This window comes from Lacinutrix sp. MEBiC02404, assembly GCF_053601575.1.
Map to the genome: position 1 here is coordinate 880769 of NZ_JBSHNV010000220.1, position 22724 is coordinate 903492.

Sequence of the window (22724 nt, forward strand, 5' to 3'; positions counted from 1 at the left end):
AATTTATAAAAAAATATTTATTGTTGGGCCTTAAAGGCTTTTAATTTTTCGATTAATGCTGGTACAACTTCAAAAGCATCACCAACAACACCATAATCTGCAGCCTTAAAGAAAGGAGCTTCTGGATCTGTGTTGATTACTACTTTTACTTTACTCGCATTAATTCCTGCTAAGTGCTGGATAGCACCAGAAATACCAATTGCTATATATAAGTTTGCAGCAACAGGCTTCCCTGTTTGGCCTACGTGTTCGCTATGTGGTCTCCATCCTAAATCACTAACAGGTTTAGAACAAGCTGTAGCTGCACCAAGTACATCTGCTAATTCTTCAATCATTCCCCAGTTTTCTGGTCCTTTTAATCCACGACCAGCAGAAACTACTATTTCGGCATCTGCAATACTTACTTTATCACTTGCTTTGTCTACAGATTGCACATGTACACTAAAATCTGGAATAGCAGGAGCAAAGTCTTCCGCGGAAGCGCTTCCTGTATTTTCTACTAAACCAAATGAATTATTAGATACTGCAACTAATTTTACATCGGTATTAATAGTGGTTATGTTGAATGCTTTATTAGTAAAAGCAGTACGTTTTACTGTAAAAGGAGAAGTACTTGAAGGTGCTTCAATAACATTAGAAGCAAAACCGGCGTTTAATCTAACAGCTAATAATGGCGCTAAATATTTACTGTCTGCACTAGAGCTTACAATAACTACTTTGGCACCTTCTTTTTCTGCTGCTTGTTTAATAATATCTGCATATGCGTTTGCATTAAAAGCATCTAACTTTGTGTTAGTAACGTTTAATACTTTGTCTACGCCATAGTTTCCTAAGACACTAGAATCGCTAGCATTAATAGTTACCGCCGTAACCGTTGTACCCAATTGGTTAGCAACAGCTTTTGCGTATGAAGCTACTTCTAAAGCAACTTTTTTAAATTTTCCTTGTTCTGATTCTGTATATACTAAAACTGACATAATCTATTCTTTTTTTTTCTATCCCAACCCTTTCCAAAGGAAAGGGCTAAAAAAATTACATATTATTTAATCCAATCGTTTCCCTCTTTTGGAGGGGTTAAGGGAGGATTTAAATCACCTTAGCTTCGTTGTGAAGTAAGTTTACTAATTCGTCTAAATTATCTGGAGCTACAAGCGTTACTGCACCTTTTGGAGCAGGTTTTTCAAAACTTACAGAGGTAGTCTCGGCTTCCGTAGCAACAGGTTCTATAACTTGTAACGGTTTTTTACGAGCCATCATGATTCCTCTCATGTTTGGAATACGTAAATCGCTTTCTTCTACTAATCCTTTTTGTCCTCCAATTACTAAAGGCAAGGCAGTAGTAACGGTTTCTTTTCCACCATCAATTTCTCTAGTGGCAGTTGCGTTTGTTCCATCTACTTCTAGGCTAATACAGTTATTTACAAAATTTGCATTTGTTAAAGCTGCTATCATTCCTGGAACCATTCCGCCATTATAATCAATAGATTCACGACCAGCAATTACTAAATCATAAGCACCATCTTGAATTACTTTAGCTAATTGCTTTGCAACGGCAAAACCATCTGTAGCTTCTGTGTTTACTCTAATTGCTTCATCTGCTCCAATTGCTAGAGCTTTACGTAAAGTAGGTTCTGTTTCTGGACCACCAACATTAACAACAGCTACACTAGCTCCTTGCTTTTCTTTAAACCACATGGCACGAGTTAATCCAAACTCATCATTCGGATTAATTACAAATTGTACACCATTGGTGTCAAATTTAGTATCTCCTTCGGTAAAATTAATTTTTGATGTCGTGTCAGGAACGTGACTGATACACACTAAAATTTTCATAATTATATAATTTAATTAAAATTGTATTTTTTGTAAAGCCTAGAACTATAACGATTTCGAATAGCTATTTGCAATTTATAATTCTAGGCTTTATTCTCTAGGCTACGAAGTTAATTATAATATTTTGATTATTTACTATGCGTGCATAGTAAATTTTAAACAAATCTTTCTAAGAAAGTTTTTCTTTTATTGCTATTTTTGTTCCGATTAAATAATTAATATAGATGAAATATGTAAAACCCATAGGTTTATATAAACTATTATGTGGTTATAAAATTTCATTTATCAGAATATAAAACAAGAACACGAATGAAGACTATACAATTTAGAGAAGCTATTTGCGAAGCCATGAGCGAAGAAATGCGCAGAGATGAAAGCATTTATTTAATGGGCGAAGAAGTAGCAGAATATAATGGTGCTTACAAAGCAAGTAAAGGAATGCTAGATGAGTTTGGTGCAAAGCGTGTTATTGATACACCAATTGCTGAACTTGGTTTTTCTGGTATTGCTGTTGGTTCTACCATGACAGGAAACAGACCTATTGTTGAGTATATGACTTTTAACTTCGCTTTAGTTGGTATTGATCAAATTATAAATAATGCCGCAAAGATTAGACAAATGTCTGGAGGACAGTTTAAATGTCCTATTGTTTTTCGTGGTCCAACAGGATCTGCAGGACAATTAGGAGCAACTCACTCGCAAGCTTTTGAAAGTTGGTTTGCTAATACGCCTGGTTTAAAAGTAATTGTACCTTCTAATCCTTATGATGCAAAAGGCTTATTAAAAGCAGCTATACGTGATGACGATCCAGTTATTTTTATGGAAAGTGAACAAATGTATGGGGATAAAGGAGAAGTGCCAGAAGGGGAATATGTTGTACCTATTGGAGTTGCAGATGTTAAAAGAGAAGGTACAGATGTAACTATCGTATCCTTTGGAAAAATTATTAAAGAAGCGTACAAAGCTGCAGATCAATTAGCAGAAGAAGGTATTTCTTGCGAAGTTATCGATTTACGTACTGTAAAACCATTAGATATTAATACGGTTTTAACTTCGGTTAAGAAAACGAATAGATTGGTCATTTTAGAAGAAGCTTGGCCATTTGGAAACGTATCTACAGAAATCACATACCAAGTGCAAGCGCAAGCTTTTGATTATTTAGATGCGCCAATTGTAAAAATAAATACAGCAGATACTCCTGCACCTTACTCGCCAGTATTATTTGCAGAATGGTTACCAAATAGCAATGATGTTATAGCAGCTGTTAAAAAAGTAATGTATAAATAAAAACGAATTATTTTCGTTATATAGACTTCATTGGCAACATTGTTGATGAAGTCTTTTTAGTATCATGAAATTAGAAGTGGATTAAATGAAGTGTAAATTAATTGTCTTATTGTTTTTTTTCGGAATAGTTTCCGTGGTAGCGCAAACCAAAGTTAGTGGTAAAGTATTCGATGAATTTAATGAACCAGTAGCTTTTGCAAATGTTATATTTAAAGGTTCTTCTGAAGGTACAATAACCGATGAAAACGGTACATTTTATTTAGAATCGGATGCTACTTGGGATACTGTTTTTGTTTCCTTTATTGGTTTTGCTACTTTAAATGTTCCTCTTGAAAAACGAGTTAATTACGATCTTAAATTTATTTTAAAAGAAGAAGAAGGGTCCTTAGATGAAGTGGTTATTGTTACCGGGAAACAGTCTAAAAAAGAATCTGAAAACCCTGCAATAGCTATTCTTAAAAAAGTTTGGGAGCACAAACGAAAGAATGGTTTAAAACAATTCAAACAATACGAATACGATAAATACGAAAAAGTAGAATTCGATCTTAATACTATAGATAGTTCGCTTATTAAAAGTAAGTTGTTTAAAGGTATGGAGTTTGTATTTGATGAGGTAGATACTTCGCGTGTCACAGGAAAAACCTACTTACCAATATTTATTAATGAAGCCGTTTCTAAAATTTATGGAGACAATACTATTAATAAAGAAAAAATAGATTTATTAGGAAATAAAAACTCTGGTTTTAGCGATAATCAAGTCATTATTGATTTTGTGAATGATTTATATTCCGAGTTTGATATTTATGATAACTACCTTAAGTTTTTCGATAAGAGTTTTGTTAGTCCAATTTCTAGAACAGGAATAAACACCTACAATTACGTTTTATCCGATAGTACGTATAGAGATAATAAATGGTGTTACAATATTATATATTATCCAAGACGTAAAAACGAACTTACCTTTAAAGGCGATTTTTGGGTTGCAGATACTACGTATGCCATTAAGGAAATCAACATGCAAGCTTCCAAAAGTGCCAATATAAACTGGGTAAAAGAAATTTATATAGAGCAGGAATTTGATGTGTTAAATGATTCGTTACTATTATTAAAACGAGATTATTTTATGTCGGATTTCTCTTTTAATAAAAAGGAAGAAGCTCGTGGTGTTTACGGTAAGCGTACTACTTTATATGATAATTATGCTTTTGATATTCCGAAAGACGAAAAGTTCTACAGTCAGGAAGTGTACAATTACGATAAAGATGTTTATAATAGAGAAGACAACTTTTGGGAAGATAACCGAATGGAAGCTTTAAGTAAAGACGAAAAAGGGGTTTATAAAATGCTAGACACTTTAAAAACCGTTAAAAAGTTTAAGCGTCTTTATAATGTAGGAAGTATTCTGGCATCTGGATATATAGAAATGCCAAGTTTAAATTTAGATTACGGACCCATATTTTCAACCTTTGGTTTTAACGAAGTAGAAGGCGTACGATTAAGAGCTGGAGGAAGAACCTATTTCGGACAAAATGATCTGTGGCGTATCGAAGGATATACAGCCTATGGTTTTAAAGACGATAAGTTTAAATATGGTATCTCTGGAAAAGTACTCTTAAACAAAAAAAATAGATTTATTATTTCTGGTGGAAACCGAAGAGATGTAGAGCAAATAGGAGCGAGTTTAACCACATCAACAGATGTTTTGGGTAGAAGCCTAGCATCTTCATCCATTGTAGGAACAGGAACGAACGATAAACTTACCTCTATTAATCTAACCAGTCTTGCCGTTGAAATGGAACCTGTAAGAAATGTGGTTTTTAGATTAAGCGGAAACTATAGAACTTTAGAGTCGGCATCACCAACTTTTAGTTTAGATTATAATACACCAACAGGAATAGAGTCGGAAGTCAAACAATTTGAAAGTTCTTTATCTGTTTCGTATTTCCCGAAAAGAAAAATGACTGGTTATGGTGTAGAACGCAGAGAAGCAAATGATAATTTTGCAAGAATATTTGCGCAAGTTAGTAATGGTAATCAAAACATGTTTAAAAGTGATTTTGATTATACGAAGGTACAATTATCATACTTACAGCCTTGGTCTGTTGGTGGCTTAGGAAGATTATACACTACGCTAGAAGTAGGGAAAACCTTTGGAGAAGTTCCGTTAGGACTATTAAGTGTCGTTCCTGGAAACCAAAGTTATTTCTCTATTTATAACACCTTTTCTAATCTAGATTATTACGAGTTTGTAACAGACACCTATGCGTCTATGCATATACAACACAACTTTAATGGTCGTTTCTTTTCACGAATTCCTTTTCTACGTAAATTGAACTGGCGAGAAATAGTTGGTTTTAGAGCAGTTGTAGGTGAAGTTTCTAATGAAAACAGAGCGCTTAATGCTTCTGGTTTAGTCTATAAAGCACCAAGTAATAAAGCGTATTACGAATACAGTTTTGGTATAGATAATATCTTTAAAGTCTTTAGAATTGATTTTAATTTTAGAGGAAATTATCTAGACGAAACCAATTATCCGGATGCCAGAAAATTTGGTATTACAGGTAGTTTCGGATTTAATTTTTAGAAATCCTATACCAATTCTGCATCATAAAAATGGGTAGCATCTTTTACAAGTATGCTTATTATTTCTTTTTCTTTTTTAATACGAGAAGCATCCCAATGTAAGTATTGCGTACAGTCTTTAAGAATAAGCGATTCAAATTTTGCAATACTAGAAATATTAAAATAGAGTCTGCCGGTTCGTCGTACAAAAAAATCAGCAAGACTGTTAATCATTTCATGGTGAATACCATACCATAATTCGGCTCTAATTAGTCTAGCTTCTGGATCTTTATCTAGAAAGGATTGCATTTGCTCTAGTATATCATTCGTTTGTTTACCATAGTTGGAAGTTAAATACCATGCAAAATAATCGTTTTCTATTCCAACTTTCTGAAGCTTTAATTGTAATTTTTTTCGGTATTTTTTCACTTCTTTAGAAGAAGTCATCGCATCTGTTGTTAGCAAAATTTTTTCGGTATACGAATCTTTCAGTTTCGCTACTTGCTTGTCAGTCATGGTGTTTAAAACGGCATCCATAACACGTTGTGCCATTTTTCTATAGCCTGTTAATTTTCCGCCAGCAATAGAAATTAAGCCGCTTTTAGAAATAAATATTTCATCTTTTCTGGATAATTCGGAAGGATCTTTTTCTTCCTCATGAATTAAAGGTCGCAATCCGGCCCAATTGGATTCGATGTCTTTTTCTTTTAAATGAATATCTGGAAATGCAGCATTTACAGCGTCTAGCAAATAATGAATATCTGCTTTTGTGGTAACCACGCGATCTAAATTTCCAAAATAATCGGTATCTGTGGTGCCAACGTAGGTTGCTCGTCCTCTAGGAATTGCAAATATCATGCGCCCATCTGCCACATCAAAATAAACCGATTGTTGTAATGGGAATTTTTCAATAGGAAAAACAATATGCACACCTTTTGTTAGATGTAAATGTTTCTTGTTTTTGGAAGCATCTTTTTCTCGTAATTTATCCACCCACGGACCAGTAGCTGAAACGAAATTTATAGACCTAATGTTAATGCTTTCTCCAGAATTATGATCGATACAATCGATACTTTTTATTTCCTTTTTAGAATTGTAAACAAAGCTATCCATCTCACAATAATTAAGAATCGTCGCACCAAATTCGGAAGCTTTTTTAAGTAATTCTATGGTAAGTCGTGCATCATCTGTTCTGTATTCCGAGTAGTAACCGCTTCCAAGAATCGTTTCTTCATCTAATAAAGGTTCTTTTTTCAAAGTTTCGGCTTTATCTAACATTCTCCTACGATCATCACCTTCTACATCGGCTAAAAAATCATATACTTTTAATCCAATAGAAGTCATCATTTTGCCATAAGTGCCATCTTCAACAAGAGGTAAAAGCATCTTTTCTGGAATCACTAAATGTGGTGCTAGTGTATGCACAATAGCACGTTCTCTGCCAGATTCTCTTACCAAACCAATTTCCAATTGTTTTAAATAACGCAAACCTCCATGAATTAGTTTTGTCGATTTATTACTAGTTCCAGAGGCGAAATCATTTTTCTCAATCAAACAGGTTTTTAGACCTCGTGATGCAGCATCTAGAGCAATTCCTGCTCCTGTAACGCCACCTCCAATAATAACAAGGTCAAATTTTTGTGTACTTACTGTTTTAAGATCTTCGGCTCTATTTAGAATAGAAAATGGTTTTGTTTTCATCATATTTACTCCGCGTCATTAAAGGTTTTGGTTCTTTTAATAGCCGACAACCAGCCTGCATATTTTTGGGTTCTTGTTTTTATATCCATTTTTGGCGTAAAAATTTGGTCTATTTCTCGAATGGACTCCATGTCTTTTCTTGACCAAATTCCTGCTTTTAATCCTGCTAACATGGCAGCTCCAAGAGCAGTGATTTCTAGCATTTTTGGTCTTTCAACAATAACATCAAGCATATCACATTGAAATTGCATCAGGTAATTATTAGCACTTGCACCACCATCCACTTTTAAGGAAGTTAGTGTTTTTCCACTATCTTCTTCCATTGCTTTTATGACATCTTTGGTTTGGTATGCTAAGGCTTCTACTGTGGCTTTAATGATTTCATTTTTTCCAATATCCAGCGTAATTCCGTAGATAGCACCTTTGGCATTGGCATCCCAATATGGTGCTCCTAATCCGGCAAAAGCGGGAACTACATATACATCTTTTAATGGTGGAATACGATTACAAATAGCCTCAGTTTCTTTGGCGTCCTTAATGAATAACAATTTATCACGTAACCATTGTATAGATGCACCACCAATAAAAATACTGCCTTCTAATGCGTAGTTTATAGGTTCATTGGGTAAACTGCAAGTTAATGTGGTGATGAGTCCGTTTTTAGAAGACACATAATCTTTTCCATTATTAAGTAATAAAAAGCAACCCGTGCCATAGGTGTTTTTAGCAATTCCTGCTTCCGAACCTCCTTGTCCGAACAAAGCAGCTTGTTGGTCTCCAGCAACACCATAAATAGGAATTTCTATTCCGTTAAAAGGTACAGCGCCAAAATTAGAGGATGAGGTTTTTACTTCTGGTAACATCGATTTCGGGATATCTAAAGCAGCCAATAAAGTAGCATCCCACGTTAAATTTTTAATGTTATATAGCATGGTTCGGGATGCATTGGTATGATCGGTAACGTGTTGCTTTCCGTTGGTAAATTTATAAATCAGCCAACTATCTATAGTTCCGAAAAGTAGTTGCCCAGCTTCGGCTTTTTTACGCGCTTCTGGTACGTTATCTAAAATCCATTTTAGCTTGGTTCCCGAAAAATAAGCATCAATAACCAATCCTGTATGTTCTCGAACATAGGTTCCTAACCCATCTTTTTTTAAGGTCTGACAAATGTCTTTGGTTCTATTGTCTAGCCAAACAATGGCATTGTAGATAGGTTCTCCAGTATGTTTATCCCAAACCACAGTGGTTTCTCTTTGGTTGGTAATTCCTATGGCTGCAATTTCTTCCGGCTGAATTCCTGTGTCTTTTAAAACGGTTTCAAAAGTTTCTTTTTGGTCCTTATATATTTCGATAGGGTCGTGTTCTACCCAACCAGATTCTGGATAATGTTGTGTTAGTTCTTTTTGCGAAATACCTACTATAGCCCCTTTTTCATCAAAAATAATGGTTCTGGTACTGGTTGTGCCTTGGTCAAAAGCGATTACGTATTTTTTTTGCATGAACAACTCTTTCAAAAATTAAAACATAAAGTACCGAAATTATTTTAATATACTATGCGTGCATAAGAATTATTTTAAAACTTAAATGTAGTATTCTGTTTCCCGAGCAATTCATTTCTCAAAAAAGAATTGTAATTTGTAACGGATAAAATTTTAAGATTATGGCTAAAAAAGCAGACCAAACAGCATCCTTTATGGTTCGGTTTAACCAGATTATTTTTGAAGAAGATGGTGAATCTAAGGTACAATGGCGTGGAAAAGTATCGCATGTACAAGGTGGTGAAGATAAAAGTTTTTCAGATTTTAAAGAAGCAGTAGCTTTTATTCAATCCAAATTAGCCGATTTAACCTTAGAAGCTACAAAACATGAATCTCCAGAAGTACAGGATTCTCTATTGAAAAAGAGTTTTTCGCTTTGGAAAACCATTTCTAAAGAAGGTCCGAAAGTAATCCTAGAAACCATTAAAGATCCTAGAAAGCAAGTTGCAAACATACAAGATCAGATTAGTTATTTAGGCGAAGACTTAATGGATAAAGTACATATTGATCAATGGCGAAATGCTTCTCGATCTGATTTTAATACCATAAAAGATTCTATTAGCGGTTTAGCAGATGAGATTAAAAAATTAAATGCTAAAGTCGATGCTATTAGTACTTCAACAAAAGCGACAAAAACTACGAAAACCACGAAAACTACAAAAAGCCCACGAGCTACTAAAAAGAAGTAAGCCTTATAAATGAATTCACTTACCGATAAATTAATAGAATTAAAACAGTTTCAAAAGGATGCGATTATTCGTATTCAGACTTTGGGGCAGTTTAATCTATGGTTGCATAATGAGAAAGTAGATTCCAAAAAATGGGGAAGAGATAAAACCGTTCAATTACTTCAGTATTTAATTTCTAATAGACAACGGCATGCGCTTCATAAAGAAAAAATCATGGATCATCTTTGGGAAGATGGAGATGACAGGGATTTTAAAGTAGCACTACACGGTGTTAATAAAGTATTAGAGCCAGAAAGGCCTTCTAGAACCGAACCTGTTTTTGTGATTAGACAAGGTATTAGTTACCAATTAGATTTAGAAAAAGTTTGGATTGATGTGGAAGCTTTAGAGCAATATATTATTATAGGAAACGAAGCTTTTGGTGATAATCAAGCAATTGCTAAAGAAGCCTATAAAGAAGCTATAGCATTATATCGAGGTGTATATTTACCAAATCGTGTTTTTGAAGATTGGTCTTCGGAAGAGCGCGAGAAAATTCAAATCCTAATTTTAGGAGCTTATGTAATACTTGCTGAATTATTACTTAACGAAAACCCTTTAGAAAGTATCCGTTTAGCACAATGTGCTATTGCCATAGATAATACTTGGGAAGATGCATACCGACTTCAAATGCAAGCTTACATAAAAAAAGGAAACCGACCACAAGCCATTAAAGCCTATAAAAAATGTGCCGATGTGCTAGAAAAAGAATATGGTATTGAACCACTTCCAGCTACAAAAAATCTTCTAAAAGAGATTGAAAACATTTAATTGTAAAATATTTTAAAAATAATTATACTCTGTAAACCCTTGGTTTTACTCCAGTTTTTATTCTTCCTTTTTATAAAAAAACGCTAAGCATCGTTTTTGTAACTCATTTGTAACTACGTGATTGTACGTTTGTACCATAAAATAAGATATAACACATTTAAACAATATATTATGGCTACTAAAACAAAAGCAACATTAATAAATAGTACTACAAATAAAGTGTTGGAATTAACTACGAAAGTAAATGATTTCGCTTTAAATACTACAGAAAAAGCATTCACAAAATCTATTGGTTTAACGGAGAAAGGATTAGGTCTTTCTGCAAAACTAGTAAAGAAAGGTTTAAAAGTATCTGCTAAAAACCAAGATATTGTTTTTAATACTTTAGAAACGGTAAAAGGGAAAGCGGTAAAGTTTATGGCCAAATCTAAATAATTTCAAAAATAAAAGGAACACATACACAAGTGCAACTCATTTGTAACTCGCTGATTGTATGTTTGTACCAGAATTAAGAATAACAACACAATAACAACAATATATTATGGCAACTAAAACTAAAAAAGTAGCAAAAAAAGCAACAAGTAAAGTGAAAAACGATACAAATGTTGTAAATAAAATTAACACAGAATTAGTTAACGCTTCTATAGCTACAATTAATACTGTTGTAGATAATGGTGAAAAATGGCAAAAATTAGCTTCTAAGTTAATGAAGAAGTCAGAAAAGGTAAGAGAGCAACAAATTAATATGATTTTTGATACTGCAGAAGCTGTAAAAGGGCAGTTTGTAACGGGAGCAGATAAAATGAAAGATTTAGTTGGTTACGATGCAACTATAGTTGAGAAAGCTAAAGATATGGCTATGAACAATCCAATAGCGAAAAAAGTATTGGATATTGTAGAAGATATTACAGAGAAAGTTTCTGAAAACCCAATGGTTCAAAAAGCAGAAAAAGCTACTGAAGATATTAAAAACATGGGAGTGGCTAAATATAATGAACTTAAAGGAGATGTGTTAGAGCAAGCTTCAAAAATCATTAACAAGGGAGAAGCTATTATTGAAGACGCTAAAACACCTAAAGCTAAAGTAACTAAGGAAGTGACTAAAAAAGTCGTTAAAGCTAAAAAAACAGTAGCTAAAAAAGCAACTGCAAAAGTCGCTAAAGTTACTAAAGGAACGAAAGTGGTAGCAAAATCAGCACCAAAGAAAACAGTAGCTAAGAAAGCAACTGTAACTAAAAAAGCGGTTACTAAAGTAGCAACAAAAGTAGCTCCTAAAGCAAAAGCTACTGTGGCTAAAAAAGCAACAGCAGTTAAAAAAGAAACGGTAGTGAAAGTAGCAGAAGCTAAAAACGAAGTAGTAGCAGATGTTGCTGAAGTGAAAGTGGAAGTAACAAAATAATACCATAACTTATAAAAAGTAATTTGATATGCGTAAAAATTCAATATTAGATGCTCCAAAAAACATGGTTTTTAAAGCATTAAAGAAAACAAGAAAAGCTGCAGAATCGGCAAATGATTATGCGCTACATACCACAGAAGATGTTGTTAGTGAAACTATAGTTGTTGCAGAGCAATGGCAAACGGTTGCTAATAAAGCAATTAAAGATAGTTTGAAAATAGCTGCAACAAATCAAGATTTAGTTTTTACCGCTTTAACAGGTGTAAAAAAACATGTAAAACTTAGCAAAAAAAGATTTACTAAGCTTATGGCATAGTATTAAAGTTTTTGTTTATTATTAGGTTGGTTAGTTGAAAAGGTTGTCTGTAGAGGCAATCTTTTTTTGTTTTATAGATCTTCGTTTTAGCAAAAACGTTTCGTACTTTTATAGCAAATATTTGGTTAATGGCAAAGAAAAAGAAGATTTCAGCTTCTGAAATGATAACAATGTACATGGATTATGTGGTGGAACACCATAGTAAACCAGAATCGGTAACAAGTTTTGCAGAAGTGCATCATTTTGATGACGAAGTGTTTTATACGCTTTTCACCTCTTTTAAAGATTTAGAAAAGGATATTTATGTACTGCTTTTTGAAAATTCATTAGCTATTTTAAAGCAAACGCCAGAGTATATTACGTTTACTAAAAAGGACAAACTATTAAGTTTGTATTATACCTTTTTTGAAAATCTGTCGCTCAATCAAGAATTCATAAAAATCAATCTGAAAGGTTTTGAAAATCAGCTGAAAGCACTTGCGACCTTTTCAAGATTAAAACGCAGTTTTAAGGCATTTGTAGAAGATCTGAATCTGGAAACAATTAGTTTGAATGTCGATACTATTGAAAACATTCAAAAGAAAACCATTAAAGAATCCTTTTGGATTCAGTTCTTGTTTACCATGAAATTTTGGTTGGATGATACTTCAGAAGACTTCGAAAAAACAGATATTTTTATTGAGAAATCATTAAATACCAGTTTTGAGTTGTTAAATACCAAGTCTTTGAATAATATAATTGATTTGGCGAAGTTTTTGTATAAAGAGAAAGTGAAATAGCATTCCTGCAAGGTTTTTAAAACGGTGTGGGTGGGCAACTAAAAGTTACTCGCTATCGCGAGCATAAAATGAAAACACTAAAAAGCATACCAATTTCTAAAATCCAACGTGCATCTAAATTGGTGCAAACGGGAGCAAAAGTTGGCGTAAATTACCTGAAATATTATGGCGATAAAATGGTTAATTCGGAAGAAGAAGCTAAAGAACGTTTAGACGAATCTAACGCTACAGATATTTACGATAGCTTGAAAGACCTAAAAGGATCTGCCTTAAAATTAGCGCAAATGCTAAGCATGGAGAAAAATATTTTGCCACAAGCTTATGTGGAGAAATTCTCTTTGTCACAGTTTTCTGTGCCTCCATTATCTGCGCCATTAGTAATGAAAACTTTTAAAAAATCTTTCGGGAAATTCCCAAATGAAATTTTTGATGCTTTCAATCCGGAAGCAATAAATGCAGCGAGTATCGGACAAGTACATAAAGCAGAAAAAGATGGAAAAACCTTGGCTGTTAAAATTCAATATCCGGGAATTGCAGATAGTATTTTGTCTGATTTAGCAATGGTGAAGCCGATTGCTATGAAGATGTTTAACATAAAAGGCGAACATTCCGATGTCTATTTTAAAGAAGTAGAAGGGAAGCTATTGGAAGAAACAAACTATTTATTAGAAATAGCACAAAGCAAAGAAGTTGTTGCGGCATGTGCACATATTCCAAATTTAGAATTCCCTAGATATTATGAAGATTTCTCTTCACAACAAATCATTACGATGGATTGGATGGAAGGTATGCATCTTTCCGAATTTGCTAAAATAAATACCAATCCGGAGCTTGCAAGTCAATTAGGACAAGCTTTATGGGATTTCTATTTATATCAAATGCATATACTTAAAAAAGTACATGCAGATCCACATCCCGGTAATTTTTTAGTTTCGGAAAAAGGAAAATTAATCGCTATTGACTTTGGCTGTATGAAAATTATTCCCGAAGATTTTTACGTTCCTTATTTCGAATTATTCAATAAAGAAATACTGGACGATTCTAAACGGTTTCATAAGCAATTATTGAAATTGGAGATTTTAAGGAAAGACGATTCCAAAGAAGAAATAGCATTCTTTACCAATATGTTTCATGATGTACTGCGCTTTTTTACACAGCCATTTAGAGAAGAAACTTTTGATTTTTCAGATCCCGCATTTTTTGAGAAGATAGCAGCCATTGGTGAACGTTATTTTAAAAGTACAAGATCTAATAAAATGAATGCAAATAGAGGTTCTAAGCATTTTATCTATATGAATAGAACATTTTTCGGATTGTTTAATTTAATGTTCGATTTACAAGCCAAAAATATTAAGATTGATAATTATAAGAACTTCTGAAATTCTAACTAATCGGAGCTAAACCTTGAAGATATTAAAAATACTATGCGCGCATAGTATATTGTGAAAATATCGTATCTTGTAAAAAAGACAGGTTAATTTGTGGTTTATTTTGATAAAAACATTAAATTTTCACATTAAATTAAAGGAATTAGCAATTTCTTAATAGAACCGTATAAAATACAAGTAACTAATAATGGCAAAAAAAATTGATTTGAAGGACATTGTGCAAGATGCATTCGATGCTTCAATACAGCAGATTTCAGGTTATGATGCAGCTTTTTTATATGCAGAATCACCAACGAGTCCAATGCATATTGCAACCTTAAATATTGTGGAAGGTTCCTTGAAATTTGAGGATTTTAAAGAAATTGTTGCATCCAAGTTGCATTTAGTTCCAAAATTTAGACAGCGTCTATTAAGTGTTCCTATGGATTTAGATTATCCATATTGGGTAGACGATCCAAATTTTGATATCGACTTGCATTTAAATCGTATTAAATTACCGGATCCATCGAACTGGAAAACGTTAAGGGATTTAACGTCCACATTATTTTCCGCACCTTTAGATTTACGTAGACCATTATGGTCGGTGCATTTTATTGAAGGGATCGACGAAATTGCACAAGTGCCAAAAGGTTCTGTTGCCATTGTAACTAAAGTGCACCATGTAATGATTGATGGTAATTCTGGCGTTGGTTTACTTGGTGTTTTGTATGATAGTGATGCAGATGGTAAACAGAAAAAACGATCGAAACCAAAACCTTTTAATCCAGAACCATTACCAGATGAACTTAGTTTGCTGTTAAAAAGTGGGTATGGCTTTTTAAAGAACCCATTTAAAATCCCAAAGACAGTTGTAGAAACGGCTTATAGTTTTATTAAAAGTAAAGCCGCAAAAAAGCTAAGTATTCAAAGAGAATTTAGTTCTACAAAATTTCCAGTACCAATAACCATTTTTAATGGTTCCATTTCTGCCAAAAGAACCTGGGGAACAGCCATTTTATCTTTTGATCGCATTAATGCACTTAGAAAAACAATGGGAGGAACTATTAACGATGTTATTCTGGCTATTTGTGCAGGGGCGCTTCGTCGTTATTTAGTAGAAAAAGAAAAGTTACCATTACATCCTTTGGTGGCAAATGTGCCAATTTCTATAAGAACAGAAGGCGGCGACAATAAAATGAATAATCAAATTGCTAATATGATGATTCAGTTAGCAACACATATCGAGGATCCGTTAGAGCGTTTAGAATATATTCAGGAACAAACCATGCTGGGTAAATCGAGACATAATACTATGGGAGCAAAAACATTGGCTAAAATGGCAGATGTGGTTCCTTTTGGTTTAGCTAATCTAGCCGCTGGATTATACAGTAAATACAATATCAAAGATTTACACAGACCACCATTTAATGTTACCATTACTAATGTTCCTGGTCCAAGAGGTTTATTGTATTTAAATGGGCATAAAGTGGTTTCTATTTTTGGTTTAACGCCTGTTGTCGATGGTTTCGGATTGATTATTGCAGCATTTAGTTACAATGGGCAAGTAAGTATTACTACAACTTCGGACGCTAAAACAATGCCAGATGCAGATGTGTTTTCTAGATATATTAGAGAATCTGCAAACGAATTGGAAGCGGAAATCGCAAACCTAGGAAAGGATAAATCTGCCAGTAAAACAGCAAAACAAATAAAGAGCAAAAGTGGCCCATTTTTTACGGCTTTTAAAAAGTATGTAAAAACCAATCCTAAAGAAGTTAAAGCAGCTAAGGGTTTGTATCACATGCAATTAGATTTAGGAGATAGAACAGATGGCTGGGAATTAGATCTTACAAAGGCAACCGCAGTTATTAAAAAGAAGAAAAATTTAGCCCCTAAAGTGTTAATCGAAATTGAAGATGAAAATCTATTTGCTTTGTATAAAGGCAAGTTGCTTTTAGAAGAATTGAAAATTCAAGGGCGAATTAAAATAACGGGAACTGCAGCAAGTAAAACAAAGTTCATGAAGCTACTTTCTGCATTTTTAGAACGATAATGAATGCATTATAATACACATATATTACAAGCTACAGATGGAGAATCCATTTGTTATTATAAATGGGAAGCGAATCCCAATACACCTTTTAAAGGAATGGTACAAATCGCACATGGACTAGGAGAACATGCAGGTAGATATGATGCTATGGCGCATCTTTTGCAAGATGAAGGGTATTCTGTTTATGCTAATGATCATCGTGCACATGGTAAAACTGCCGAAATAAAACGTTTGTTTGGGTATTATGATGGCAACGAATATTTTGATGATTGTATTGAAGATATGCATGTGTTGTCTAATTTAATGAAAGCCGAAAACCCGAAAACTAAATTTATATTATTTGGGCATAGCATGGGATCGCTTTTTAGTAGAAAGTATGTTACAAAATACGCGGAAGAATTAGATGCTTTAATTTTATCTGGAACAGCAAGTTTTATAAAAGGACTTGGTAATATAGGGCTGTTAACCGCAACAACAGTTACCGCTTTTCGCGGAAGAGCAAGAGGAAACGAAGTTTTAAAATCTTTCTTTTTTGGCGAATTTAATAAAAAGTTTAAACCAAATAGAACCAAGTTTGATTGGCTAAGTCGCGATGAAAAACAAGTCGATCTTTTTGCTGTAGATCCATATCGTGTGGAAGATTTTTCATTAGGTGTGTTTTTAGATATTATTAAAAACTCTAAAAAACTGAATAAATCCGATGCTTTTAAAGCAACTCCTAAAGATTTGCCCGTACTTATATTTTCGGGAGATAAAGATCCTGTTGGCGAAATGGGAAAAGGCGTAAAACGTGTCGTAAAAGAATATGAACGTCGTGGTATGGAGGATTTAACCTTTAATTTATATGAAGATGGCAGACACGAAATGCTTAATGAAACCAATGCAGAAACGGTTAAGCAAGAAGTTTTAGATTGGTTAAATGTACGTATGCAAGATTAAAAAAAAAGAATGGAAGAAACCCAAATTATATATAGAATTTTTACACGATTAGCAGTTGCTTTAGGGACCTTAAATGGCTGGACTATTAAAGAAGCAAAAAAGCTTACGAACCTACAATTTAAGCAGCATCCGTATCAAAAAGAAATTAAAGCGCTTATTAAGAATATAGATACAGATGAACACGAAATTATTGAGGAGCTATTAGATAAATCTATTTTAGTATGTGATGAATTAGGTCCGAATAGAGATTATATCACCTTAGTGAAAATCTTAGAAAACATAGAGCGTTCTATTTCTGAAGGTCACGACCAAAATGAATACAAATACACCAATTCTATTCTTGATAGATTCAAAAAAGAAATCGCATTTATAAATAAAAAAATCCCTTTACCACCATTATTTAATATGGTAATGGAGAGTAGGTCGATAATCGAATGGTCTTCCATTTATTGCATATATCCATTTATACCAAAGCGAATGGAAGGTAAAGGAAAGCCTGTATTGTTAATTCCTCCATATTTAGGGGATGATTCTTCGACAACATTTGTTAGAAAATATCTAAAATCTCTTGGTTTTACTACCTATAAATGGGAGTTGGGGTTTAATATGGTGAAGTCCCATTACATTCCTAGATTAGAAGAAAAGCTAGCAGATATTTATCAAGAACATCAAGAAAAAGTGAGCGTTGTAGGCTGGAGTGGCGGCGGAATTTTTGCTAAAATAATGGCAAATAGACATCCAAATCAAGTCGAGCAAATTTTAACCATAGGTTCTCCAATCTGGGGTGTTATGGATATGAAAACACCACTTTACGGTTTGCTAGAATTTTTTAGAGGAAAGTCTTTAAAGGAGCGAAACGAAAGATTTCTTGCAGAACTAGAACCAATACCAACAGTGCCAGTAACCTGTATTTATACAAAAACAGATGGTTTAGTCCCTTGGAAACATTGTATGGAAGCAGAAACCTATAGAAAAGATATTAAAAACATAGAGGTCTATGGAAGTCATTCGGGAATGGGAGCAAATGCTAGCGTTTTATTAATAACGGCAAAGGCATTAAGTGCCAATTTAAATGGAAAAGAAATACAAGACGTTTCTTCTAATATGGAGCGTTTTTTGTATCCTAATTTTTGGAACAAAGCAAGAAAAGCATTTCTAACAAAAAAGCCAAAGGTACAAGTCATAAAATAATAAGGTATGGATCATATTATTGAACATCATAAATTCCAAGAAGCTTTAAAGCGAATTGCAAAGGAGCAAAAGTTAGATTTTGAAGATGTAAAAAAGCAAGGGGCAAAGTGTATTAAAGAATTATACGCACAACAGCATCCAATTGCCAAATTGATGTCTGTAAAAAGCTTTGATTATATACTTTCTAGAGCCTATAATGATAAGATTGATGTCGATCCTAAAGGGATAAAAAAACTCATGAAATTAATGCAGCAAAATTCAGTTGCATTCATCATGACACATAAAACCTATTTAGATACGTTGGTGTTAATTTCAACATTGGCGCGTTATGGAATGCCAATTCCCTATTCCTTTGGCGGAAGTAATTTAGCATTTCCAGGATTGAAACAATTAGGAAATAATGCAGGACTCATTTTTATTCGTCGCAGTTTTAAAGACGATATCATTTACAAAGCAGCTTTACGTCATTACATCGCTTCTATTATTGATAAAGGCGATCACTTAACGTGGAATATTGAAGGAACGCGATCCAGAACCGGAAAAATTATTTATCCGCAAATGGGAATTTTAAAATATATTAAGGAAGGGGAATCGCAAAGTACAAGAAATATAAAATACGTGCCGGTTTCTATTGTTTATGACTTAATTCCAGATGTCAAACAAATGACAGAGGAAGGAAAAGGACAAGAGAAAAAATCGGAAAACATAAAAGAAGCAGTCCGTTATATCCAGAAACTAGGAAATGATTATGGCCGTGCAGCAATTCGATTTGGAGATCCTGTGGAAATGGATGAAGACCAGCAAGCCATCATTCCAGATATGGAAGAAGATAGTTATGCCGATAAAAATACACTACCACGTTTTGCTTTTGAGTTAATTCATAAAACCAACGCGATTACACCAGTAACGACGGTTTCCTTAATTTGTCATGTGTTGCTAAACGATTTTGCTTTAACCAAAAAAGAAATCGAATTCAAGGTCAATAGATTAATGGCATACATTGGTCAGAAACAAGAAGATGTACTTATCGATCGTGGAAAAAAGATTGGAGTGACCATTCAAACAGCACTAAATTTATTAAAAGGAGCACGAATAATTCAAAAAAGTAGAGCAGGACAAAAGGCGCAATACAGTTTAGTTGCTACCGAGTATTTACCGGCTACCTATTATGCAAATATGGCTTCGGGTCATTTATACCATCAAGCTTTTATTGAAATGGCTTTGGTGAAAATAAAAGACGATACTTCTGCGCATCGAATTACGAATTTCTGGAATGAAATTATGGAGCTTCGTAACTTATTTAAATTTGAATTTTTCTACACCAATAAGCCGAAATTTAGCAGTGAAATTGAAACTGAATTATACCGATTCGATAAAAACTGGAGAGCCATTTTAGCAGATCCAAAAGGGGATGTTTCTGCTTTATTGAAGAAGCAAGATTTATTCGTTTCTAGAGCAATTCTATTGTCGTATTTAGAAGCAGATAAAGTGGTTTGTCATACCTTAAATAGTTGGGATACCGACGATGATTTTACAGATAATGAATTCCTAGAACTTTCTATGTTTAAAGGAAAAGAGCTGCATTGGCAATCGAAGATAACACGTCTAGATAGTGTTTCTAAACCATTTTTAATTAATGCACTTCGTTTTGCGAAGAACGCAAATTTAATTCCAATAGATAGAGCCATAGATTATGCCGCTTTAGAAAGTTGGAGAAATCAGTTAGAAGATTTATCCGAGAGGTTATTCTTCTTAAAGCAAATAGAAAATATTCAGGATGAAAAGGGATTAAAAGAAGAACCGCAAGAACACAGTATGGTTCCCGATTCTGGAAATGATGAAGTACATCAAGAAGAAGTGATAGAAGAAGGACCGCATATTACTGCGTTTTTCGACATGGATAGAACGCTAATCAATGATTTTTCTGCAAAGAAATTTATGACAACACGTTTGTTTAGCGGAAAAACAACAGCAAAAGAATATGTAACTCAATTTGCTACCGCAGCAGTATTTGCTTTAGGAAATAGAGATTTTGAAGTGCTTACTAAAATTGCAGCACTTGGTGTGAAAGGAATTAAAGAATCTGCTTTTACCGAATTAGGGGAACAAGTTTTTACCGATTATTTAGAAGAAACTATTTATCCGGAATCTCGTGAGTTAATTGAAAAGCATTTAGAAAAAGGACATAAAGTCGTTATTATATCGGCAGCAACAACGTATCAAATAGAACCCATTGCTAAAGCATTAGGCATAAAAGATATTTATGCTACGGAAATGGAATTGCGTAATGGTAAATTTACCGGACGTGTTTCTGAAATGTGTTGGGGAGAAGGTAAAGCGAGAGCGGCAAGAAAGTATGCTAAAAAGAACAATACAGACTTATCTAAAAGTTATTTTTATACCGATAGTTTTGATGATTATCCATTGTTGAAAATCGTTGGAAAACCGGTTGCAACAAATCCAGATGCACGCTTGTCACAAGTAGCATTCGAAAATAACTGGCCAATTCTAAGATTTGAAGAACCAGTAGGAAAACCTTTAGTTAATGGTTTTAGAACAGGACTAGCAGCTGCAACTATTTATCCTTCTGCTATAAAAGGAATAATAAAAGGGGCAATGACGTTGTCTCGACAGGAAGCTGCTAATACTACATTTTCAAGTATTGGAGATTTAGGTTCTAAAATGGCAGGTTTAGAAATTGCGGTAAAAGGAAAACATAATTTAGAAGAAATAAGACCAGCTGTTTTTTGTTTTAATCATCAAAGTGCTGCCGATTTCTTTATTGTGATGAAATTAATCCGCCATGATTTTACAGGCATCGCTAAAAAAGAGTTAGAGAGAACGCCTTTCGGTCCCATATTTAAAGCACTAGGTGCTATTTATGTAGATCGTGCTAATAAGGAAAAGGCAATTGAAGCGATGCAACCGGCGGTAGATGCCTTAAAAAGTGGTATTTCCGTTGCAATTGCACCAGAAGGTACCAGAAGTGGAAGCAAAACTTTGGGAACGTTTAAAAAAGGCGCATTTCATTTAGCAATGCAAGCAGGAGTTCCTATTATACCTATTGTAATTAAAAACGCATATATGGCAATGCCAAAAGGAACGAGCATGTTTAAGCCAACGCATATTGAAGTGGTTGTTTTAGAGCCTGTAGATACATCCCTTTGGAAATTAAAAAATATCAATAAACATATTGAAGAAGTTCGTAATTTATACCTTAACGAATTAGAAAACTAAGCATATGAAACTAAACGTCGGAATTTTAGGAGGAGGTTCTTGGGGAACCACAGTAGCATCATTAACTGCAAAAAATAATGATACTATTTTATGGGCAAGAAATGAGAAAACCGTTCATGAAATAAATGAAGAACATGCTAATTCTAAATATTTGCCAGGAGCCAAATTACATAAGAATTTAAAAGCTTCTACTTCTATTGAAGAAACGGTGAAGAATGCCGATGTGATTGTTATGGGAATCCCTTCGCAACATTTTAGAGAAGTGTTACGCGCAGCAAAACCTTTTATTAGACCGTGGGTTCCTGTTGTAAGTTTGTCTAAAGGTTTAGAGTTAACTACCAAAATGCGAATGACGCAAATCATCGAAGAAGAACTTCCTGGGCATCCAGCAGGTGTTTTAACGGGGCCTAATTTGGCGAAAGAAATACATGCAGGTCAAGCAGCAGCAGCAGTAATTGCGATGGTAGATAAAACCATTGCCAAACAACTACAACAAGTATTTAGCACCGGATTGTTTCGTGTGTATACCAATAATGATGTGATAGGTTGCGAACTTGGTGGTGCTTTAAAAAATATTATGGCCATTGCTACAGGAATGGGAGATGGAGCAAATGCAGGAGACAACACAAGAGCTGCGTTAATTACTAGAGGTTTGTCTGAACTAACAAGACTAGGAATTGCAATGGGAGGAAAACGACGTACGTTTGCAGGACTTGCAGGAATGGGAGATTTAGTGGCTACTTGTTCGAGTTCTAAAAGTAGAAACCATCATGTAGGGTTTCAAATCGGACGAGGGAAAAGCTTAGAGCAGATTATAGAAGAAATGGATGAAGTTGCTGAAGGTGTGAAAACAGCAAAAGTGGTCATGGAATTAGCCAAAGATTATAAGGTAGATATGCCAATTTCTAGAGAAGTATATAAAGTGCTTTATGAAGGAAATACAGTTAATGATGCCTTTAGAGGTTTGATTAAATTGGAGAGTGGATCGGAGAAGGAGCCAGGGTAAGGATTGATTTTAGATAG

Annotated in this window: 18 protein-coding genes; 14 read left to right on the forward strand and 4 right to left on the reverse strand. The window is 34.0% G+C overall.

Annotated elements, in window-relative coordinates:
* Window positions 1-17: 17 nt before the first annotated feature.
* A complete protein-coding gene (locus ACVCXO_RS18375) occupies window positions 18-977 on the reverse strand; it encodes an electron transfer flavoprotein subunit alpha/FixB family protein (protein ID WP_452231046.1) in 960 nt (319 codons plus the stop codon).
* Window positions 978-1086: 109 nt separating this feature from the next.
* A complete protein-coding gene (locus ACVCXO_RS18380; RefSeq protein ID WP_452231047.1) occupies window positions 1087-1833 on the reverse strand; it encodes an electron transfer flavoprotein subunit beta/FixA family protein in 747 nt (248 codons plus the stop codon).
* A gap of 270 nt (window positions 1834-2103) precedes the next feature.
* Between ACVCXO_RS18380 and ACVCXO_RS18385 the strand changes: the two genes are divergently transcribed.
* The gene (locus tag ACVCXO_RS18385; RefSeq protein ID WP_452231177.1) at window positions 2104-3120 is read left to right on the forward strand and encodes a pyruvate dehydrogenase complex E1 component subunit beta; all 1017 of its coding nucleotides are present in this window, start codon (window positions 2104-2106) and stop codon (window positions 3118-3120) included.
* A gap of 85 nt (window positions 3121-3205) precedes the next feature.
* Window positions 3206-5704, forward strand: coding sequence for a DUF5686 family protein (locus tag ACVCXO_RS18390; RefSeq protein ID WP_452231048.1), 2499 nt, complete (start codon window positions 3206-3208; stop codon window positions 5702-5704).
* A gap of 5 nt (window positions 5705-5709) precedes the next feature.
* On the opposite strand, the gene ACVCXO_RS18395 is transcribed toward ACVCXO_RS18390, so the two are convergent.
* Both ACVCXO_RS18395 and glpK read right to left on the reverse strand, forming a co-directional pair.
* Entirely contained in the window at window positions 5710-7386 is a 1677-nt protein-coding gene (locus ACVCXO_RS18395; protein ID WP_452231049.1) for an FAD-dependent oxidoreductase, read from the reverse strand.
* Between the two features lie 2 nt (window positions 7387-7388).
* Complete coding sequence (gene glpK, locus ACVCXO_RS18400; RefSeq protein WP_452231050.1) at window positions 7389-8882, reverse strand: glycerol kinase GlpK; 1494 nt, start codon at window positions 8880-8882, stop codon at window positions 7389-7391.
* 161 nt (window positions 8883-9043) lie between these two features.
* Here glpK and ACVCXO_RS18405 point away from each other — a divergent pair, with 161 nt between their 5' ends.
* The 12 genes from ACVCXO_RS18405 (at window position 9044) to ACVCXO_RS18460 (ending at window position 22707) form a co-directional block, all read left to right on the forward strand.
* The gene (locus tag ACVCXO_RS18405; protein WP_452231051.1) at window positions 9044-9610 is read left to right on the forward strand and encodes a hypothetical protein; all 567 of its coding nucleotides are present in this window, start codon (window positions 9044-9046) and stop codon (window positions 9608-9610) included.
* A 9-nt stretch (window positions 9611-9619) separates the two neighbouring features.
* Entirely contained in the window at window positions 9620-10420 is an 801-nt protein-coding gene (locus ACVCXO_RS18410) for an AfsR/SARP family transcriptional regulator (RefSeq protein WP_452231052.1), read from the forward strand.
* A gap of 171 nt (window positions 10421-10591) precedes the next feature.
* Window positions 10592-10855 carry a hypothetical protein gene (locus ACVCXO_RS18415; RefSeq protein WP_452231053.1) on the forward strand — a complete coding sequence of 88 codons (264 nt, stop codon included), beginning with the start codon at window positions 10592-10594 and terminating at the stop codon, window positions 10853-10855.
* Window positions 10856-10961: 106 nt separating this feature from the next.
* The gene (locus ACVCXO_RS18420) at window positions 10962-11819 is read left to right on the forward strand and encodes a hypothetical protein (RefSeq protein WP_452231054.1); all 858 of its coding nucleotides are present in this window, start codon (window positions 10962-10964) and stop codon (window positions 11817-11819) included.
* Between the two features lie 28 nt (window positions 11820-11847).
* Window positions 11848-12135 (forward strand): hypothetical protein, encoded by a 288-nt coding sequence (locus ACVCXO_RS18425; protein ID WP_452231055.1) that lies wholly within the window; start codon window positions 11848-11850, stop codon window positions 12133-12135.
* A gap of 128 nt (window positions 12136-12263) precedes the next feature.
* Window positions 12264-12914 (forward strand): TetR family transcriptional regulator C-terminal domain-containing protein, encoded by a 651-nt coding sequence (locus ACVCXO_RS18430; RefSeq protein WP_452231056.1) that lies wholly within the window; start codon window positions 12264-12266, stop codon window positions 12912-12914.
* Window positions 12915-12982: 68 nt separating this feature from the next.
* A complete protein-coding gene (locus ACVCXO_RS18435; RefSeq protein WP_452231057.1) occupies window positions 12983-14293 on the forward strand; it encodes an ABC1 kinase family protein in 1311 nt (436 codons plus the stop codon).
* 196 nt (window positions 14294-14489) lie between these two features.
* The gene (locus ACVCXO_RS18440; RefSeq protein WP_452231058.1) at window positions 14490-16334 is read left to right on the forward strand and encodes a wax ester/triacylglycerol synthase family O-acyltransferase; all 1845 of its coding nucleotides are present in this window, start codon (window positions 14490-14492) and stop codon (window positions 16332-16334) included.
* 3 nt (window positions 16335-16337) lie between these two features.
* A complete protein-coding gene (locus ACVCXO_RS18445) occupies window positions 16338-17273 on the forward strand; it encodes an alpha/beta fold hydrolase (RefSeq protein ID WP_452231059.1) in 936 nt (311 codons plus the stop codon).
* Window positions 17274-17282: 9 nt separating this feature from the next.
* On the forward strand, window positions 17283-18464 hold the full coding sequence (locus tag ACVCXO_RS18450; RefSeq protein WP_452231060.1) for an alpha/beta hydrolase: 1182 nt from the start codon (window positions 17283-17285) through the stop codon (window positions 18462-18464).
* 6 nt (window positions 18465-18470) lie between these two features.
* A complete protein-coding gene (locus ACVCXO_RS18455; RefSeq protein ID WP_452231061.1) occupies window positions 18471-21701 on the forward strand; it encodes an HAD-IB family hydrolase in 3231 nt (1076 codons plus the stop codon).
* Window positions 21702-21705: 4 nt separating this feature from the next.
* A complete protein-coding gene (locus ACVCXO_RS18460) occupies window positions 21706-22707 on the forward strand; it encodes an NAD(P)H-dependent glycerol-3-phosphate dehydrogenase (RefSeq protein ID WP_452231062.1) in 1002 nt (333 codons plus the stop codon).
* Window positions 22708-22724: the final 17 nt, after the last annotated feature.

What these genes read in the sequence shown, in the direction of transcription:
- ACVCXO_RS18395 (WP_452231049.1), bottom strand. Translation starts at nt 7,386, where the DNA reads ATGATGAAAACAAAACCATTTTCTATTCTAAATAGAGCCGAAGATCTT.
- ACVCXO_RS18405 (WP_452231051.1), top strand. Translation starts at nt 9,044, where the DNA reads ATGGCTAAAAAAGCAGACCAAACAGCATCCTTTATGGTTCGGTTTAAC.
- ACVCXO_RS18410 (WP_452231052.1), top strand. Translation starts at nt 9,620, where the DNA reads ATGAATTCACTTACCGATAAATTAATAGAATTAAAACAGTTTCAAAAG.
- ACVCXO_RS18445 (WP_452231059.1), top strand. Translation starts at nt 16,338, where the DNA reads ATGCATTATAATACACATATATTACAAGCTACAGATGGAGAATCCATT.
- glpK (WP_452231050.1), bottom strand. Translation starts at nt 8,882, where the DNA reads ATGCAAAAAAAATACGTAATCGCTTTTGACCAAGGCACAACCAGTACC.
- ACVCXO_RS18435 (WP_452231057.1), top strand. Translation starts at nt 12,983, where the DNA reads ATGAAAACACTAAAAAGCATACCAATTTCTAAAATCCAACGTGCATCT.
- ACVCXO_RS18375 (WP_452231046.1), bottom strand. Translation starts at nt 977, where the DNA reads ATGTCAGTTTTAGTATATACAGAATCAGAACAAGGAAAATTTAAAAAA.
- ACVCXO_RS18440 (WP_452231058.1), top strand. Translation starts at nt 14,490, where the DNA reads ATGGCAAAAAAAATTGATTTGAAGGACATTGTGCAAGATGCATTCGAT.
- ACVCXO_RS18415 (WP_452231053.1), top strand. Translation starts at nt 10,592, where the DNA reads ATGGCTACTAAAACAAAAGCAACATTAATAAATAGTACTACAAATAAA.
- ACVCXO_RS18420 (WP_452231054.1), top strand. Translation starts at nt 10,962, where the DNA reads ATGGCAACTAAAACTAAAAAAGTAGCAAAAAAAGCAACAAGTAAAGTG.
- ACVCXO_RS18450 (WP_452231060.1), top strand. Translation starts at nt 17,283, where the DNA reads ATGGAAGAAACCCAAATTATATATAGAATTTTTACACGATTAGCAGTT.
- ACVCXO_RS18430 (WP_452231056.1), top strand. Translation starts at nt 12,264, where the DNA reads ATGGCAAAGAAAAAGAAGATTTCAGCTTCTGAAATGATAACAATGTAC.
- ACVCXO_RS18390 (WP_452231048.1), top strand. Translation starts at nt 3,206, where the DNA reads ATGAAGTGTAAATTAATTGTCTTATTGTTTTTTTTCGGAATAGTTTCC.
- ACVCXO_RS18455 (WP_452231061.1), top strand. Translation starts at nt 18,471, where the DNA reads ATGGATCATATTATTGAACATCATAAATTCCAAGAAGCTTTAAAGCGA.
- ACVCXO_RS18460 (WP_452231062.1), top strand. Translation starts at nt 21,706, where the DNA reads ATGAAACTAAACGTCGGAATTTTAGGAGGAGGTTCTTGGGGAACCACA.
- ACVCXO_RS18380 (WP_452231047.1), bottom strand. Translation starts at nt 1,833, where the DNA reads ATGAAAATTTTAGTGTGTATCAGTCACGTTCCTGACACGACATCAAAA.
- ACVCXO_RS18425 (WP_452231055.1), top strand. Translation starts at nt 11,848, where the DNA reads ATGCGTAAAAATTCAATATTAGATGCTCCAAAAAACATGGTTTTTAAA.